The sequence below is a fragment of the Bordetella genomosp. 8 genome (assembly GCF_002119685.1).
GTDB lineage: Bacteria > Pseudomonadota > Gammaproteobacteria > Burkholderiales > Burkholderiaceae_B > Bordetella_C.
The window spans coordinates 1,558,942-1,576,125 of the sequence record NZ_CP021108.1; the positions used below are offsets into that span (position 1 = coordinate 1,558,942).

Below are 17,184 nucleotides of genomic sequence, written 5' to 3' on the forward strand. Positions count from 1 at the left end.
GTCAGGCCTCCTTGCGCAGCGTGATGGGCACCGACTTGGCAGCCGGCACCTTGCTTTCCTTGGCGTGATGCCACAGCGGAATCAGCGGATTGCATTCCGGGTAGTACGACCACGCGCAGCCGGCGGGAATGTTGTAGGGCCGCACGCGCAGGCCGCCCACTTCGCGCGTGAACCCGTCATGGGCGACCGTGCTGGCGGTCACGACGTCGTCTTCCCGCAGGCCCAGGCGTTTCATGTCGTCCGGATTCAGCATGATCACCTGACGTGTGCCGTGGACGCCGCGGAAGCGATCGTCCAGGGCATACACCGTGGTGTTGAACTGATTGTCGCCACGCGTGGTCATCAAACGGATGACGTCGGGGCCGTGCTCCGGCATGTCCGGATCGCCATCCAGCGTCTCCGGTACGACGAAGTTCGCCTTGCCGGTTTCGGTTTCCCATTTACGCTCGGCCGCCCCCAGGGGGCGGTGGAAGCCGCCCGGGTTCCACATGCGGAAATTGAAGTCCTTGAAGATCTTCGGGTAGGTCGCCTCGATGGCGTCGCGCACCAGCGAATAATCGTCCACCCACCGGTCCCAGTCGACGTGCGGGTTGGGCGCCAGCGTGGCCTTGGCGATGCCGGCGACGATGGCGGGTTCCGATAGCAGCTTGTCCCCGGGCGGCTCGTGGATGCCGCGCGATCCGTGGAAGCAGCCGGTGCTGTCCTCCATCGACACGGCCTGTTCGCCGGTTGCCTGCTGGTCGATTTCGATGCGGCTCAGGCAGGGCAGCAGGTAGGCCTGCCGGCCATGCAGCAGGTGGCTGCGATTCAGGCGGGTGGTGATGCCCACCGTCAGGTCCAGGCGGCGCCACGCCGGCTCCATGCGGTAATGGTCTGGAATGGCGCGCGCGAAATTTCCGCCCAGCGCGACAAAGGCCGATACCCGGCCGTCGAGGATGCCTTCGCACGCTTCGACGGTATTCATGCCTTTCTTGGTGGGCGGGTCGAAATGGTAGAGCTCGCGCAGCTTGTCGGCGGGAACCTTGGAAGGTTTTTCCGTGATGCCGACCGTACGCTGGCCCTGGACATTGGAATGCCCGCGGATGGGACAGACCCCGGCGCCAGGCTTGCCGATGTTGCCGCGCAACAGCAAGAGGTTAGTCACCATCTGCACGCTCTGCACGCCGTTGCGGTGCTGCGTCAGCCCCATGCCGTACAGCAGCATGCAGGCCTTGGCCCGCGCGTAGGTCGCGGCCGCCTCGGCCAGCGCCGCGCGCGCCAGGCCGGACTCGCGTTCGATGTCTTCCCACGACAGTTGCCGCATGGCGTCCGCGAAGGCCTCGAATCCATGCGTATGTTCGGCGATGAAGGCATGGTCCAGCATCGGCTCGCCGCCTTCGGCGCGTGCCCGGTCGTCGGCTTCTATCAGCCATTTGCACAGCCCGCCGAGCGCCGCGGTGTCGCCGCCCAGTTTCAGCTGCAGATACTGCGTGCTGATCTGCGTTTCCTTGCCCGTCAGCATTTCCACCGGCGACTGCGGGTTGGTGAAGCTGACCAATCCCGGTTCGCGCAGCGGGTTGAAGGTGACGATGGGTACGCCTCGCTGGCGTGCTTCCTGCAGCTGGTGCAGCATGCGCGGCGCATTGGTGCCCGTGTTGTGGCCGAAGAAGAACATGCAGTCCGTATGTTCAAAGTCTTCGAGCGTGACCGTGCCAACCGGCACGCCTATGGTCTTGGGCAGCCCGACGGACGTGCTCTCATGGCACATGTTGGAGCTGTCGGGCAGATTGTTGGTGCCGTACATGCGTGCGAACAAGGCATACATGTATGAGGTTTCCAGCGACGCCCGGCCCGACGTATAGAACACCGTCGCATCCGGTTCGCGCGCGCGCAGCAGCGCGCCGATTTCGTCGAAAGCCTGTTGCCAGCCGATCTCCACGTACTTGTCGGTGGCGGCGTCCCAGCGCATCGGCACGGTGACGCGGCCGATGGCTTCCAATTCATGGTCCGACCAGGATTCCAGCTCCGTGCAGGTATGTTCCGCGAAGAAGCTGGCCGACACGTGCTTGCTGGTGATGTCCCAGGCCGTGGCCTTGGCGCCGTTCTCGCAGAATTCGAAGGGGTGGGGATGGGCCGGCTTGGCCCAGGAGCAGCTGACGCACATGAAGCCGTCGGGCTTGTTCTGCTGCATCAGCACCCGGGTGCCGTGCACCAGGCGGTGTTCCTTGACCAGGATGGACCCGACCGCGCGGGCCGAACCCCAGCCGCCGGCGGGCTCGGTATGCGGCCCGGTTGTAGCGTGCTCTTTTGCCATTTGCTCGTACCCTGTTGCCGGGCGGTCCCAACGCAAGCCGGGAAGGGCGGTCCGGCCAGGCCGGATGAGCATCGGGCACCCGTTCTATGTCTGATGGAGCCGAACTCTCCATGGAAGAGTTCGACCGGGTATGCGCCCTTAGCAGTTTTCGTGCCGGTTATGCATGGCTGCTTGTGCATGAGTACGAGCCGCTCACACATGCCACGTGGGAGCGCCAGTTCGATGCGGCTACCCGCCCAGGTAGCGCTCCAGCAATTGGGCTATGCGTATCGCCAGTGCTCTGCATTCATCGTCGGTCAAGGGAGAAAACCGTTGGGCCCATGTCTTCTTCCGCAAGTAGGCAGGAAACCCGGGAGCCTCGCCCCACTGCCAGTCCGGATCCTTGGCATGCCGGCTACGCCCGAAGATATGGTGATGCACGCGGCGGCACGCCTGCACATCCTTCGGACCCGGCGGCAGGGCGGCGTCGTTCAGGGACCAGTTGCCGGCTTCCCAGTAATTCACGCATCCGCCTTCCAACTGGGGCAGGACGTCGAGCATCGCGCGGCCGGTGGCGGCCACGAGGTAGGACCAGTGCACGAGTTCCTGCGGCGAGAGTTCGCTGCGCTCCCATACAGGGCGGCCGGGATAGACGATAAGGTGCCCGCCGTCCGCGCGATCGCATAGCGTGGTGGTGGGGCTGCTGACGCTGCCCCCATGGAAGGAAAAGACTTCGACTGCCATTGTGGTTCCTGGTCATGGGCCGCGCGCCGCCGGCCGGACTGTGCCGCCGGCGACGCGCGCGGCCTCAGCGCAGATAGGCTGCCTCTATGCCGCGCATATGTTCGTCGCCTTGCAGACGGATGATCTCCTTGACCGTGGGCAATTCCTTGTCCACGCCGCGGATGCCGCCTTCCGCGCGTATTCGCGCGAACACGGCGCGCATGGCGCCCACCGCCGCGCGGATGGCATGGTTGCCATAGATCACGAGGCCGACCTTGCCCAACTGCTGTATGTCGGCTTCCGTCAGTTCCGGGTAGGCGGTCGGCACCAGCACCAGCGGCACTTTGCCGGGCCATGCCTCGATGAAGGCGAGTACCTCGGCCGGGGTGGTTTGCTTGGAATGGATCAGGATCGCGTCGGCGCCGGCTTCCTCATACGCCAGCGCGCGTTGCAGGGCCTCTGCCTGGCCCAGGCCGGCGATCAGCGCTTCCGTCCGGGCGATCACCACGAAATCCTTGTCGCGCCGCGCGGCGGCCGCGGCGGCGATCTTGCCCTGGAATTCCTCTGTGCGGACCAGTTCCTGCCGGCCATCGGCGCGCAGGCTGGTGTCCTTGGGAAAGGTCTTGTCCTCCATGACGACAGCCGAGGCGCCGGCCGCCTCATACTGCGGGACGACATAACTGACATTGACCGCATTGCCGAAGCCGGTGTCGATATCGGCGATCAGCGGGATGGCAACCGCCGACGCGATGGCGCGCATCATGTCGAGGTGTGTGCCGGCCGACAGGATGTTGGCATCCGGAACGGCATGGCTGGCGGAAAGTTCGAAGCCGCTGCCCCATATCGCGCCGAAACCGGCTTCCTCGGCCAGCTTGGCCGACAGGGGGTTGTGCGCCGACATGGCGGTGAAAAGCTTGCCCGACGTGATGGCCTGGCGCAATGCCTGGGTTCTGCTCATGGGTATCTCCGGTCTGATGGTGGGATGGCGAAGGCGGTGGCTCAACGGAGTTTCGCGCAGGCCGCGGCGATGCGCGACATCGCTTGCTCAAGATCCTCGTCGGAAGCCGCATAGGAAACGCGGAAGTGGCCGGGCAATTCGAACGCGGTCCCCGGCACCACGGCCACGCCCGCATGCCGTAGCAGGTACATCGCCAGGTCGACGTCCGAGGCGATGAGAGCGCCCGACGGATCGCGTCGTCCGAGCAGTCCCTGGCAGCCGGGGAATGCATAGAAGGCGCCAGGAGGCAGATCGCAAGTCACACCCTCGATCGCCCGCAGGGCGGCCACGACGCCGTCCCGGCGACGGCGAAAGCTGGCGAGGAACCCGTCAAGGAAGTCCATCGGGCCGTCCAGCGCCGCGATCGAGGCGGCCTGGCTGATGGAGCTGGTGTGCGACGTCGATTGGGATTGGACCAGGTTCATCGCCTTGATCAACTCGACAGGGCCGGCGGCGAACCCGACTCGCCAACCCGTCATTGCGTAGGCCTTGGATACGCCATTGACCGTGAGCGTGCGCTGGGCCAGCTCCGGCGTGACCGCGGCCGGCGTGGCGAAGGGCGCGCCGTCATAGCGGATCTTCTCGTAGATGTCATCGGCCATCAGCCAGACGTGGGGATGGCGCAGCAGCACCTCCGCCAGCGCGGCCAGCTCCTGGCCGCTGTAGACGGCGCCGCTGGGATTGGACGGCGAGTTGAGCATCAGCCATTTGGTCCTGGGCGTGATGGCGGCTTCCAGCTGCGCCGGCGTGATCTTGAATCCGGTGGCGGCGCCGCAGCGTACGATCACCGGCTTGCCGCCGGCCAGCAGCACCATGTCGGGATAGGAGACCCAGGCTGGCGTCGGGATCACGACCTCGTCGCCCGCCTCGACCGTGGCCTGCAGGGCGTTATAGAGCAGTTGCTTGGCTCCGCATCCCACCTGGACCTGATCGGGGGTGTATCGCAGGCCGTTGTCCCGTTCGAATTTTCGGGTGACCGCTACACGCAAGGCCAGCGTGCCGGCGACCTCGGTGTAGCGCGACTCATTGCGGTCGATGGCTGCCTTGGCCGCCGCGCGGATATGCTCCGGCGTCGGGAAGTCCGGCTCGCCCTGGCTCAGGGCGATGATGTCCTGGCCTTCGCGCTTCAGTTCGTTGGCGAGGCGGGTCATCTCCTTGGTGGCGGAGGGCTTGGCGCCCAGCACGCGATGCGCCAGGAAGCTGTTGCCGGCGGCCGTGTCGGTATTCATTCTATTGCTCCTACTTTGAGACCCAGTTTCCATCTGGCAAGGGCCAGCGGGATGAAGATGGTGAGAATCAGCACCACGCTATAAGCGCATGCCAGGGCCAGCCGGTCGCTGTCGACCTGCTGGAAGATCTCGATGGGCATGGTGCTCATGCCACCGAAATAGAGCACCACCGTGGCCGACAGCTCGGACAGCGTGGTCACCCACATCAGCACCGCGGCCGCGGCGGCGGCCGGCCAGATCGTGGGCAGCACGACCTTGAAGAAGCTGCGGATCGGACTGACCCCCAGGCTCATGGAAGCTTCCTCGAGCGAGTCCTTGAGGTTGTGCAGCGGGCCTATCGCCGCTCGTACGTTGGTCGGTACGCGGCGCAGGAAATACGCGAGCGCCATGATGGTCCAACTGCCGGTCAGCACCAACCATCCGCTGCCGAACGTGTTGATCAGGGCGATGCCAAGTACCGTCCCGGCGATGGTCAAGGGCAGGGCGACCAGGATATCCAGGACATGGGTGAGCCCGCTGCGCCGCTTGACGATCAGGTAGGCGGTAACGATGGCGAACAGCGAGCCGGCCAGCGTCGCCGTCGTGGCCAGGAACAAGGAGTGGTACAAGGGATCCGGCGCGCGCAGCGCGGCATGCAGGACATGGTCGAGCGTGAATCCGCCATAGCGCAGCACGGGCCCGCTCGCTGGCGTGAAAGCGGTGATCACGACCACGACCGCGGGCGCCAGCGACAGGGCCACGATGAGCAGCACGCCGGTGGCCGCGGCGCTGGCGCGCCAACCCTTCAAGGTCACCCGCACTGGCGCGCGGCCCGTCTCCATCTGGTATTGCCGGCGTTCCACCACGAGCTTCTGGAACAGCAGCGCGGCGGCGCCCAGCAGTACCAGCATGGATGCCATGGTGGTCTGCATCTGCGCGCTGCCGCCCATTTCGTTCACGAATTCGTGGTACGCCTTGACCGCCAGGACCGGCGTGCGGGCGCCGATGATGGCCGGCACGCCGAAGCTGCCGATGACGTGGGTGAAGACGATCATCGCGCCGCCGAAGATGGAGGGCAGCAGCATGGGCAGGGTGATGCCCAACACGACGCGTTCCGGCGGCCGACCCAGGCTTAGCGCGGCTTCCTCCAGGTTGCGGTCCATCGATCGCAATCCCACGAATACCGCCACGAAGGCGTAGACGTAGTTGTTGAGCGTCATGACCAGGATCAGTCCCCACCATGAGTACAGCGAGGGCAGCTCCATGCCCAGCGGGCGGATCAGCGTGTTGAAGATGCCCTGCTTCCCGAGCAGGACCACCCAGGACGCCGCCACGACGACGTCCGGAATCACCAGGGTGACGAGGGGCAGCACCGCGACCAGGGCGGCCAGCGGAAACCTGCAACGGGCCACCGCCACGGCCAGGCCGCCGCCCACGACCAGGGAACACAGCGTGACGGCCGCGCCCAGAATCAAGGTGTTCACGAAGGCCTGTCGGTACGACCGCTCGCCGAAGAAGCGTGCGTAGCCGCTCAGGTCGATGCCACCATTGCCGTTGACCAGGGATTTTCCAAACATGGTCGCGAGCGGCCACAGCAGGAACATGCCGAGCGTCACGAGCGATATGGCGGCCAGCGCCAGCCATACGGGATCCCTGCGTAGTTTGCCTAGCACGACCATCCCTCCACGATCCGTGCGGTTGCCGGTATCGTCAGCGCGACGGGGAGGCCTGGGCGCATCGGCGTGCAAGCCGGCGCTTCCGAGGTCTGTACCTTGATGGTGCCCGCCGCGGTATGGACCGTGTAGCCCGTGGTGCCGCCGCGATATTCGACGTGGCGGATTTCGCCGCCGAGCTCGCCTTCCCGCGCCGGCCGTCCCGCGGCGATGGCGATCGCAGTGCCGCGTACCGCGAGCAGCGCGCCCGCGGTCAGCGGGCGGTCGCAGCATGTCATCAACGCACCGGCGGGGGTATCGATGCGACGCAGACCCGGTTCGGTCGCCGGAAGTTCGCTCAGGATGGGTATCAGATTGGCGCCGTCGACAAAGTCGGCCACGAAGGCGGTGCGCGGCTCGGCATAGATCTCCTGCGGCGAGCCCGTCTGGATCACCCGGCCACGGTCCATGACCGCGATCAGGTCGGACATGGCCAGGGCTTCTTCCTGGTCGTGGGTCACGAACACCGTGGTGATGCCCGCCTCGCGCTGCAGTGTCCTGACCATTTCACGCAGCTCGACGCGCAGCTTGGCGTCGAGCGCCGAAAGCGGCTCGTCCAGCAGCAGCAGCCTGGGCTCGATCACCAGCGCCCGTGCCATGGCGACACGCTGGCGCTGCCCGCCGGAAAGCGCCGGCGGCGGCCGGTCCAGGAATGCGCCCAGGCCGACGCGTTCCAGCATGGCGGCGGCACGCGCATAGGCGTCCTTCTTCGGCACCTTGCGCGCGAGCAGGCCATACGCGACGTTGGCAATCGTGGAGCGGTCGGGGAATAGCGCATAGTCCTGGAATACGATACCCACGCCGCGACGATGCACCGGTACCGTGGTGACGTCGCTGTCGCCGAAAAGCACGCGCCCCTTGTCCGGCCGAATGAAGCCGGCCAGCATGCGCAGCAGCGTGGTCTTGCCGCAGCCGGACGGCCCCAGCAGGGTGAAAAAACCGCCGGCTGGAATAACGAGGTCGAGACCCTCGAACAGGGTGTGCCCGCCATAGCCCTGGGTGATGCCTTCGAATGCAACCTGCATGTCGGTGTTCCTTGCGTCGGACGCGATCAGTTCGAGGACACCAGTTGCCGCCACTGCACCAGGAACTGCGCGCGGTCGGCTTCCATCCGGTTGTCGTCCAGGTCGATGACCTTGATTCCCGCCAGGGCCGGCAGCCCCGACAGCGCGGCGACGTCGATATCGGCACGCAGCGGACGCCGGAATGCCCGCTCGAAAATCATGGCTTGCGCGGACCGGGAGGCCAGGAAGTCATACAGCCGGCGCGCTTCGGCGGGATGCTTGGCGCCCTTGATCAAGGCCATGCCCTCGGGCGACAGGAAGGTGCCCTCCGCGGGATAGACCACCTTGATTTCCTTCAGGCCCCCCGCGACATATTGGTACGCGGCATATTCCATGGTGACCGCGGCGGCGAACTCGCCATTGGCCACGCCCTGGTAGGCGGCCGAGGTCGTGCCGACGATGACGGCGTTGCGGACGATGCGCGCGTAGACGTCGTCGCCAAGCAGGTTCCTGATTCCGTACAACGCCACGTACGACGCGCTGCTGAACTGCGGATCGGGGATGGCGATCTTGCCTTTCCAGCGGGGATCGGCCAGTTCGGCCCAGCGTGTCGGTGGCGCCCCATCCGGCACCTGCCTGAGATTCGCCATGAGCACGCTGACATGCGTGTTGGTCCCAAGCCAGAGGCCGTCCGGACCGCGATACCTGGGGGCGACGGCGCCTTCTTCCGGCGAGTGATAGGGCTGGAATCCGTCCGCGAACGCGCCCATGGTCGACAGGCCGCCCGACCAGAACACGTCGCCCAGGGGATTGGCGGCCTCGGCCTTGATCCTTTGCATCAGCGCCCCCGTGCCTGCGCGCACAACGGACACCCGGACGTCCGGGTTCTGTCGTTCGAATTGCTCCACGACAGTGCTGACGGTCTGGACGTCGTTGGAGGAATACAGCACAACTTGCCCCGCGATCGCGTTACCTGTTCCCAGCGTCGCAAACGCCGCCTGTATGATTAATACGCATGATGCCAATCCGGCTTTGAACATTGGATTTCCCCTTGGTGGTTTGCCATGGGGAAAATCTACGCGCTGAGGCCGGCCCCGAACAGGGGAGGCCATTCGCCACAATCGGTTTTGCGCCTGCCTTTGATGAGTTTTAATCATGGACGATAAACCCAGCATCCCTCTTGTGGCCATACGCGCGTTTACGGCGGTGGGGCGCTACGGGAGCTTCACGCGCGCGGCAGCGGCCTTGGGCATTACGCAGAGCGCGGTAAGCCGCCATGTCGCGACCCTGGAAGAACTGGCGGGCGGACCGCTGTTCACACGCAGCGGCCCGCACATCTCGCCGACCCCTGCCGGCTCGCAGTTTTACGATGCGGTGCGAGACGCGATGTCGACGATCGAGCTGGCGACGATTCAGCTGTCGCAAGGCCGGCACTCGCATGATCGCCTGGTGGTGCGTACCTCGATGCCCAGTTTTGCGATGACCGTGGTGATCCCCGCGCTGGGCAACTTCACCGCACGGCATGCCGTGGCGGTGGACTTGGTCACCTCTTTATCCTCGCCGCAGCCGCGCGACGAATTCGATGTGCTGATCACGCGCGACCTCAGCCTTCCAGGGGCGGAAAGCTGGGAGCTTTTTCGCGAAGAGCTGGTATGCGTGGCGGCGCCCGCGGTGGCGAAACGCCATGCGGCCCGATCGCCGTCGTCATGGCCGCTGATCGCGTCGCGCTCCCGGCCGGACGCCATTCCCATATGGGCCGTGGCGAAGGGGCTGTCCGCGGACGCGCTGCATGTGTGCGCGGTCTACGATCATCTATTCCTGGCGGTCGCGGCCGCGATAGGCGGGACCGGTTTGCTGGTCATTCCGCGCATCGTCGTCCAGGATCAGCTCGACAACGCCACGCTGGTGCTCGTCGACGAGGAGCCGGTGGCCTCCGGTGCGACCTATGCCGCCTACGTCAGCGCCTACAGTCGCCATGTACAGGCGGCGCGGGAGTTCTGCCGTTGGCTGAAGCGGATGCTGCGGGACCGCGGGCGTTCGCCGACCGGCCGAATGCCTGGCGTTTAGGCGGAGCGGCTGTCCCACTGCCGAAGTCGGCCGATCTGGCGCATTGTTGGATGCGGCCGTAGTTACATTTTCTCTACAGATGAGGATTTTCGTCCCGCAGGTGCGGAAATAGAATTCACACTTTCGTCTTTCGCGAAACGACTCCATGATCCGCCGCACCCTGTTTGCCTGTTCCGCCACCCTGGGTTTCGTCCTGCTAGGCGGTTGCGTCTATCACCCGCCCGCCAACCAGATGGATCGCTACGCGAAAAGTATGGTCGGCCATAACCTGAACGAGGTCACCTCGCGGTTCGGGCCCGAAGATTACCAGGGCGGTTCGGCCACCTATCCCAACATCGGCACCCCACAGAACCCCCGCTACTCGCACGCCTGGACCCGATACGGCTCTACCCAGCACCAGCGATTCGTCCAGACCGGAACGGCGTCGACAGGCCGTACGCTGGTCGGGGTACTTCCCGCCGGTGGCGGCCAAGCCCAGACCCCGATCTTCCAGGAAAACACCGCGCCAACGGGTTATTACACCCAAGAAGGCGAGACGTGCATCATGACCTTCATCACTAACGCCCAAAAGACCATCGTGTCCTCCTACCTGCAGGGCGGCTACTGCGACAAGCTGTTCCTGGGTGGCGAGGGCTAGCGACTGTCACGCTGCCGCAGGCGACCCAGGAATCACCATGTCGCCACCGCAGAGACGTCCCGTGTGGCCGTAGCGAAGGCGCCATGCCGCTGCGGCTATACTGTATAAAAATACAGTATATGCTCACCCATGGCCACATCCGCCCGCGTGTCTTCTCAGCCCGGCGCCGGCTCAGCCGCCGCGTCACCTGACGCCTACGTCGTCGCGGTGCGCGCGCTGTGCGACTTCACCGCGCGGCGCGGCGATCTCGACCTGCGATTCACGCCGGCTCCCTCGGCGCAGGAAGGCCAGGCGGGACACCTGTTCGTGACCCAGCGCCGCGGCGCGGACTACGAGACCGAGGTGTCCCTGACCGGCACGCACGGCGCCCTGCGGGTGCGTGGACGCGCGGATGGCTACGACACCGCGCGCAATCGGCTGGAGGAAATCAAGACCCATCGCGGCAGCGTCGAGCGCATTCCTCCCAATCATCGCGCCCTGCATTGGGCGCAAGCCAAGGTCTACGCCCATCTGCTCTGCCAGCAACGCGGCTTGAAGGAAATGGAAGTCGCGCTGGTGTATTTCGACATCGGCAGCCAGAAGGAAACGGTGCTGGTGGAAACCCATGACGCGAATGCGCTGCGCGACTTCTTCACTGACCAGTGCGAGCGCTTTCTCGCCTGGGCGCGCCAGGAGATCGCTCACCGCCAGTCGCGCGATGCGGCGCTGGCCGGCCTGGCCTTTCCCCATGGCGGGTTCCGCGCCGGCCAGCGCGATCTGGCCAAGGCGGTCTTTCGCGCCGCGCGAGACGCGCAATGCGTGCTGGCCCAGGCGCCGACGGGCATCGGCAAGACCATGGCGACGATCTTTCCCATGCTCAAGGCCTGCGTCGGTACGCTGGACAAGGTGTTTTTTCTTTGCGCCAAGACGGCGGGACGGCAGGCGGCGCTGGCGGCCTTGCAACGTCTTCGGCAAGGCGTTACCCCGGTGCCCTTGCGCGTGTTGGAAATGGTGGCCCGCGAGCAGGCCTGCGAGCATCCCGGCAAAGCCTGCAACGGCGATTCGTGCCCCCTGGCGCGCGGCTTCCACGATCGCCTTCCGGCGGCGCGCGCCACGGCATTGCAGGGCTTCGTCATGGACCGCGCCGCGGTGCGTACGGCCGCGCTGGCGCATGACGTCTGCCCGTATTTCCTGAGCCAGGAATTGGCGCGCTGGAGCGACGTGGTGGTGGGCGACTACAACTATTACTTCGACGCCAGCGCGATGCTCCATGCGATGACGGTGGCAAACCAGTGGCGGGTGGGGCTGCTGGTGGACGAAGCCCACAACATGGTCGAGCGCGCGCGGCGCATGTACACCGCCGAGCTGCGTGTGGACGATATCGCCGCGGCGCGCAGAGTGGCGCCGGCGGCGCTGCGCAAGCCTCTGGACGCCCTGCGGCGCGTCTGCCAGCAACTGTTGAAGGCGCAGGCGCAACGCTATTCGGTCCACGACGCCATGCCGCCGGCGCTGCTGGCGCAATTGCAGCAGGCCGGTTCCGCGCTGTCGGCGCATTTCGCCGACCAGGGCGGGGAAGCGCCTGAACCGCTGTTGCAGCTGTATTTCACCATCCTGTCGTTCACCAGGCTGGCCGAAGACCTGGGGGACCACGCGCTGTTCGACATTACCCGGACGCAGCCCGGCGCTGCGGGCGCGGTGCGCGGGCAAGGTCGCGACCAGGGTGGCACGCTGTGCGTGCGCAACGTGGTGCCGGGTCCTTATCTGTCGCCGCGCTTCAAGGCGGCCCACGGCGCGGTGCTGTTCTCGGCGACCCTGAACCCCATGGCGTTCTATCGCGATACCCTGGGCCTGCCGGGCGACTGCCGGACGATCGATGTGCCGGGGCCCTTTCGCGCGGAGCAACTCACCGTGAATCTGGTCGGCAACGTTTCGACGCGCTATCGCGATCGCGATGCATCGATATCCGCGATCGTGGAGATCATGGTGCGGGCGTATCGGGAGAATCCAGGCAATTACATCTGCTTCGCCAGCAGCTTCGAATACATGGATCGGCTGGCGTGCCAGCTGCGAGCGCGCTTGCCGGAACTGCCCTCGTGGCAGCAGGCCGCCGGCATGGACGCGGCCGGACGCGAGGCCTTTCTCGACCGGTTCGCGCCAGGCGGCGCCGGCCTGGGCTTTGCCGTCCTGGGCGGCGTGTTCGGAGAAGGCGTGGATCTGCCGGGAGACCGCCTGATCGGCGCCTTCATCATCACCTTGGGCATGCCGCAGGTGAATCCCGTCAATGAACAGATGATGCGGTGCATGGACGCCCGCTTCGGTTGCGGCTTCGAATACACCTATCTCTATCCGGGCCTGCAGAAGGTCGTGCAGGCGGCGGGCCGGGTGATCCGTACCGAGACGGACCGGGGCAGCGTCTACCTGATCGATGACCGCTTCCGGCGCGCGAGCGTGCGGGCCTTGCTGCCGGCGTGGTGGCGCCCGCGGCGACTGGACCATCCCGCGCCAGAGCACCTTGCAACGCAGCATGCGTAGTGCGCTTCGACGACGCCTGGGCGGACGGCGGGCCGCTCTGGTTCGCGCTCTGGTTCGTGCTCCGGTTCGTAAAGTCAGCTCATCCGTTTTGCTTTTGCTGAAGCAGGGCGGATTCAAGCCCGGTGCGAGTTCCATGGAACGGTTCAGGTACGACTGTTGCGCAAGCAAGGTGCGGCGCATCGCTGCATTCAACTCATCCACCGGAGAGACACCATGAGCCAGCAGAACCAACAAAACGACCAGAATCGCCAGCAGAGCCAACAAAACGACCAGAACCGGCAACAGAACCAACAGAACGACCAGAATCGGCAACAGAGCCAACAGAACGATCAGAACCGGCAGCAGAACCAACAGAACGACCAGAATCGCCAGCAGAACCAACAAGGCGACCAGAATCGCCAGCAGGAACAACAGAACAACCAGAACCGCCAGCAGAACCAGCAGGGCCAGCAGGACCGCAATCGCGGATAATCGCTGCATCGAAAGAAACAAGGCCGCCCTCGGGCGGCCCTGTTTCTTTCGGAGCGCTACCGAATCGCTCCGAGGCCGGTTCGTTGGCGGAACGCGGCCCGTGGACGCTATATCTTGGCCTTCGCGTCCGGTATCTGCGCCAGTTGTAGGAAGCGCCGCGTCGTGCCCGCCATGTTGTGCTGCAGCCAATCCGCCATGGCCTGTTCCTCGGGCAGGATGCGCTCGCATATCGCCATGGTTTCCCGGTCGCCCACCATGCGCGCCGCTTCGATCAGATTGCGGTACGAGGCGATCTCGAAGTGTTCGAACGCGTAGCTCATCATGCCGCCCTTGACGATCTCGTCGCTGGCGAACATGCTCGTCGCGCCGTGCATGCCCGCCACCGCCTTGCCCGCCAAGTCCTTCAGCGTAGACGTATCGCCACCGCGGCGCTCGATGCACTGCGCAATGAGCCGCGCCTGGTTGCGCGTTTCGTCGATGTGCTGCTCGATGCGGCGTTTCAGGTCGGGATAGTTTTCGATGCGCTTGGCCATGGCGGTCAACATGCTTTCGGCTTGCTCTTCCATGGCGTGAGCGTCGCGCAGCCAATCCATATAGTGCGATTCCAGGACGTCCCTGTCCATGGTGATGCCTTCGTTTTCCATTGTCATCTCCTGTGGGATTACCGCGGGCGCCAGCGCCGGATCATGCTGGCGGACGCGGGTAGTCCGCAGGCGCCATACCCACGGGCACATGGCAGGATGTCGGCCGATCAATCCTTGGGGTCGAAGTCCAGCGCCTTCATGGCTGGGGAGACCGCCTGGGGCTGATAGTCGTCCCACGGCGCGTTGCCGGCGTCCAGGCGGGTGTGCGCGGTGCTGATGGTCCAATGCGCGCCGCCCTTGATGTCAGGAAGCTCATCCCACGCGATCGGCACGGAAATACCGAGGCCGGGCCGGGCGCGCGCCGACCACGCCGCGACGGTGGTGGCGCCGTAGCCGTTGCGCAGATAGTCCGCGAAGATCTTGCCCACGCGGTTCTTCGGCCCGCTCTTGGCCACGAACAACTGCGGCAGGGTGCTGGCCAGGTGCCGCACGATCGCCTGCGAGAAATCCTTGACGGTGTCCCAGCCGTACTGCTTGCGCAGCGGCACTACCACATGCAGGCCCTTGCCCCCGCTGGTCTTCAGCCAGCAGTCCAGTCCCAGTTCACGCAGCAGGACCCGCACCAGTCCGGCGGCCTGTTGCAGCGTCGCCCACTTCACGCCTTCCCCCGGATCCAGGTCGAACAACATGCGGTCGGGCTTGCCGATCGCCGTCTTGACGGCGTTCCAGGTGTGGAATTCCACCACGTTCATCTGCGCGGCCGAAACGATGGCGACGTCGCTGGGCACTTCCAGCAGCGACGGGTGGCCGGGGTCGAGCCGCTGCGGCAGCGGCTTGACGCCCGGGATGGCGGCTTCCAGGTGCTTCTGGAAGAACAGCGGTTCCTGGATGCCGCCTGGCGCGCGCACCAGCGATACCGGACGATTCTTCAGGTGTTCCAGCAGCAGCGGCGCCACCAGGCCGTAATAGCGCGCCAGGTCCAGCTTGGTCAGGCCGGTCGACGGGTCGATGATGCGATCCGGGTTGGACAGGCGACCCAGCTTGCCCTTGCCTGCGGGTGCGCCTTTCAGCGAGGCGGGCCGGGCCACGGTTTCCTGTGTCCCGGCCGGCGCTTTCGCCGCGGTTTTCGTGGCGGCCTTCTTCGCAGCCTTGGCTTTTCCGGCGCGGGAAGGCGCGCCGTCTCCGACGTCCGCCGCGGCATCCTTGCCTACCGCCTGCGCGGCCAGCGGCTTCTCCCGCGTGATGGCGCGCGCCGGCTTGTCGCCGCGCAAGCCGCGGAAAACGGAATGGCGGATGTGGCCGGACTGCGTCCATTCGCCGAACGAAACTTCGGCGACGAGTTCCGGCTTGACCCAATGCGCCTTGCGCGGCAGCTCGGGTTGCTGGGGCAGGGGCCGCTCCGGGATCTCGATCGCCTGCAGCCGCTTCGCCATTTCCTGCAGGCCGCGCGTATCGAAGCCGGTGCCGACCTTGCCGGCGTAGCGCAGCTCGCCCTTGTCGTCATGCACGGCCACCAATAGCGCGCCCAGCCCCTTGCGGCTGCCGGCGGGGTCGGTATAGCCGACGATGATGAATTCCTGCCGCTGCGCGCACTTCAGCTTGAGCCAGGCGTCCGAGCGCCGTGAAACGTAGATGGAGTCCCTGCGCTTGGCGATGATGCCTTCCAACCCCATCTTGCAGGCCGAGGCCACCAGTTCGCCCGGTGGGGCGTCGAAGGCGGCGCTGAAGCGCATCGGACCGTCGGAGGCGCCGCCCAGCAGTTGCTCCAGCAAGGCGCGGCGCACGGTGACGGGTTCTTCGCGCAGGTCGCGACCCGCGACGAAAGGCAGGTCGAATGCGTAGTAGACGATGTCGCCGGTGCGATCGCTGTCGAAGGCATTCTGCAAGGCCTGGAAGCTGGGGGCGCCATGGTCGGCCAGCACGACGATTTCGCCATCGATCCAGGTGTCCTGTACCTTCAGCGCGGACAGTGCCTTGACCAGGTGCGGCATCTTCGCGCTCCAGTCGTGGCCGTTGCGGGTGTAGAGCCGCGCGCCGCCTTCGTCCAGCCGCGCGACGATGCGGTAGCCATCGAACTTGACTTCGTAGATCCAGTCGGCGGGATTGGGCGGCACGCCGTCCACCAGCGTGGCAAGCTGCGGCTTGAGGGTGGCGGGCAGGGCGCGCGCCACGCCGGGCAGGCGATGCTGGGCCGCGTCCGTTGTCGCTGCGTCCGCGCCATCGGCGGCGGCGCCGGTTTTGGCGGCACGCTTCCGCGGCGCGGTCTTCGCGGTGGCGGTCTTCGCGGTGGCCTTCCTGGCGGTGGCTTTCTCGGTGGTGGCTTGCTTGGCGGCGGCTTTCTTGGCAGTGGTTTTCTTGGCAGCGGTTTTCTTGGCGGTGGCTTGGTCCGTGGCGGCTTCGTTCGCGGCGGGGCGCGCGGCGCGCGCCAGCGCCTTCTTGCGCTGCGCGCGCAGCGGCACGACGCTGTCGGGCATTTCATCCACCACGCTGAATTCCGCGTCGGCGCGCGCGAATTCGTCGCGGTCCTTGATCAACAGCCACGGCGGCTGGCGTTCGTTCTCCTTGCCGTGCAGGCGCACCAGCGCCCAACGCCCCTGCATCTTGGCACCCATCAGGTCGAATTTCAGGTGGCCTTCCCGATAACCCTTGCGCGGATCGCCCACCGGCTGCCAGGTTCCTTCATCCCAGATGATGACCTTGCCCGCGCCATACTGTCCCTTGGGGATCTCGCCTTCGAACTGGTTGTAGGCGATGGGATGGTCTTCCACCTGGACCGCCATGCGCTTGATCGACGGATCGTAGCTGGGGCCCTTGGGCACGGCCCAACTCTTCATGGCGCCGTCCAGCTCCAGGCGGAAATCGTAGTGCAGGCGCGTGGCCCAATGCTTCTGGATGACGAAGGCGCGCGCCGTGGCGTTCGGCTTGCCGCCGCCCGCCGGTTCGGACGTGACGTCGAAGTTCCGCTTCTGGCGGTACTTGGCAAGGCTGTCCACCATGG

13 protein-coding genes are annotated in these 17,184 nt (G+C 65.8%); 4 read left to right on the plus strand and 9 right to left on the minus strand.

What is annotated here, in order from left to right; genetic code table 11:
- Window position 1: 1 nt before the first annotated feature.
- From CAL12_RS07170 to CAL12_RS07200, 7 genes are all read right to left on the minus strand, one after another.
- Complete coding sequence (locus tag CAL12_RS07170; RefSeq protein ID WP_086063862.1) at window positions 2-2,293, minus strand: FdhF/YdeP family oxidoreductase; 2,292 nt, start codon at window positions 2,291-2,293, stop codon at window positions 2-4.
- Between the two features lie 228 nt (window positions 2,294-2,521).
- Complete coding sequence (locus CAL12_RS07175) at window positions 2,522-3,016, minus strand: hypothetical protein (RefSeq protein WP_086063863.1); 495 nt, start codon at window positions 3,014-3,016, stop codon at window positions 2,522-2,524.
- A gap of 64 nt (window positions 3,017-3,080) precedes the next feature.
- Window positions 3,081-3,953: a phosphonopyruvate hydrolase gene (locus tag CAL12_RS07180; protein ID WP_086063864.1), complete on the minus strand. Its 873-nt coding sequence runs from the start codon at window positions 3,951-3,953 to the stop codon at window positions 3,081-3,083.
- 41 nt (window positions 3,954-3,994) lie between these two features.
- Entirely contained in the window at window positions 3,995-5,221 is a 1,227-nt protein-coding gene (locus CAL12_RS07185; protein ID WP_086063865.1) for a pyridoxal phosphate-dependent aminotransferase, read from the minus strand.
- Window positions 5,218-6,879, minus strand: a complete 1,662-nt coding sequence (locus CAL12_RS07190; protein WP_086063866.1) for an ABC transporter permease — start codon at window positions 6,877-6,879, stop codon at window positions 5,218-5,220. Before CAL12_RS07190 ends, CAL12_RS07185 begins: the two co-directional genes overlap by 4 nt.
- Complete coding sequence (locus tag CAL12_RS07195; protein ID WP_086063867.1) at window positions 6,867-7,937, minus strand: ABC transporter ATP-binding protein; 1,071 nt, start codon at window positions 7,935-7,937, stop codon at window positions 6,867-6,869. The genes CAL12_RS07190 and CAL12_RS07195 overlap by 13 nt, the downstream gene beginning before the upstream one ends.
- Before the next feature lie 26 nt (window positions 7,938-7,963).
- Window positions 7,964-8,866, minus strand: a complete 903-nt coding sequence (locus tag CAL12_RS07200) for an ABC transporter substrate-binding protein (protein WP_232464727.1) — start codon at window positions 8,864-8,866, stop codon at window positions 7,964-7,966.
- A 205-nt stretch (window positions 8,867-9,071) separates the two neighbouring features.
- On the opposite strand from CAL12_RS07200, the gene CAL12_RS07205 reads away from it, so the two are divergent.
- The 4 genes from CAL12_RS07205 to CAL12_RS07220 all read left to right on the plus strand — a co-directional run bounded on the left by CAL12_RS07205 (window position 9,072) and on the right by CAL12_RS07220 (window position 13,602).
- A complete protein-coding gene (locus CAL12_RS07205) occupies window positions 9,072-9,983 on the plus strand; it encodes a LysR family transcriptional regulator (protein WP_086063869.1) in 912 nt (303 codons plus the stop codon).
- Window positions 9,984-10,128: 145 nt separating this feature from the next.
- The gene (locus tag CAL12_RS07210; protein WP_086063870.1) at window positions 10,129-10,620 is read left to right on the plus strand and encodes a hypothetical protein; all 492 of its coding nucleotides are present in this window, start codon (window positions 10,129-10,131) and stop codon (window positions 10,618-10,620) included.
- 129 nt (window positions 10,621-10,749) lie between these two features.
- A complete protein-coding gene (locus CAL12_RS07215) occupies window positions 10,750-13,131 on the plus strand; it encodes an ATP-dependent DNA helicase (protein WP_086063871.1) in 2,382 nt (793 codons plus the stop codon).
- A gap of 213 nt (window positions 13,132-13,344) precedes the next feature.
- The gene (locus tag CAL12_RS07220; protein ID WP_086063872.1) at window positions 13,345-13,602 is read left to right on the plus strand and encodes a hypothetical protein; all 258 of its coding nucleotides are present in this window, start codon (window positions 13,345-13,347) and stop codon (window positions 13,600-13,602) included.
- A 107-nt stretch (window positions 13,603-13,709) separates the two neighbouring features.
- On the opposite strand, the gene CAL12_RS07225 is transcribed toward CAL12_RS07220, so the two are convergent.
- Entirely contained in the window at window positions 13,710-14,246 is a 537-nt protein-coding gene (locus CAL12_RS07225) for a ferritin-like domain-containing protein (RefSeq protein ID WP_232464728.1), read from the minus strand.
- Between the two features lie 107 nt (window positions 14,247-14,353).
- Window positions 14,354-17,182, minus strand: coding sequence for a DNA ligase D (gene ligD, locus CAL12_RS07230; protein ID WP_086063873.1), 2,829 nt, complete (start codon window positions 17,180-17,182; stop codon window positions 14,354-14,356).
- Between the last annotated feature and the right edge of the window lie 2 nt (window positions 17,183-17,184).

What these genes read in the sequence shown, in the direction of transcription:
- CAL12_RS07170 (WP_086063862.1), bottom strand. Translation starts at nt 2,293, where the DNA reads ATGGCAAAAGAGCACGCTACAACCGGGCCGCATACCGAGCCCGCCGGC.
- CAL12_RS07175 (WP_086063863.1), bottom strand. Translation starts at nt 3,016, where the DNA reads ATGGCAGTCGAAGTCTTTTCCTTCCATGGGGGCAGCGTCAGCAGCCCC.
- CAL12_RS07180 (WP_086063864.1), bottom strand. Translation starts at nt 3,953, where the DNA reads ATGAGCAGAACCCAGGCATTGCGCCAGGCCATCACGTCGGGCAAGCTT.
- CAL12_RS07185 (WP_086063865.1), bottom strand. Translation starts at nt 5,221, where the DNA reads ATGAATACCGACACGGCCGCCGGCAACAGCTTCCTGGCGCATCGCGTG.
- CAL12_RS07190 (WP_086063866.1), bottom strand. Translation starts at nt 6,879, where the DNA reads ATGGTCGTGCTAGGCAAACTACGCAGGGATCCCGTATGGCTGGCGCTG.
- CAL12_RS07195 (WP_086063867.1), bottom strand. Translation starts at nt 7,937, where the DNA reads ATGCAGGTTGCATTCGAAGGCATCACCCAGGGCTATGGCGGGCACACC.
- CAL12_RS07205 (WP_086063869.1), top strand. Translation starts at nt 9,072, where the DNA reads ATGGACGATAAACCCAGCATCCCTCTTGTGGCCATACGCGCGTTTACG.
- CAL12_RS07210 (WP_086063870.1), top strand. Translation starts at nt 10,129, where the DNA reads ATGATCCGCCGCACCCTGTTTGCCTGTTCCGCCACCCTGGGTTTCGTC.
- CAL12_RS07215 (WP_086063871.1), top strand. Translation starts at nt 10,750, where the DNA reads ATGGCCACATCCGCCCGCGTGTCTTCTCAGCCCGGCGCCGGCTCAGCC.
- CAL12_RS07220 (WP_086063872.1), top strand. Translation starts at nt 13,345, where the DNA reads ATGAGCCAGCAGAACCAACAAAACGACCAGAATCGCCAGCAGAGCCAA.
- CAL12_RS07225 (WP_232464728.1), bottom strand. Translation starts at nt 14,246, where the DNA reads ATGGAAAACGAAGGCATCACCATGGACAGGGACGTCCTGGAATCGCAC.
- ligD (WP_086063873.1), bottom strand. Translation starts at nt 17,182, where the DNA reads ATGGTGGACAGCCTTGCCAAGTACCGCCAGAAGCGGAACTTCGACGTC.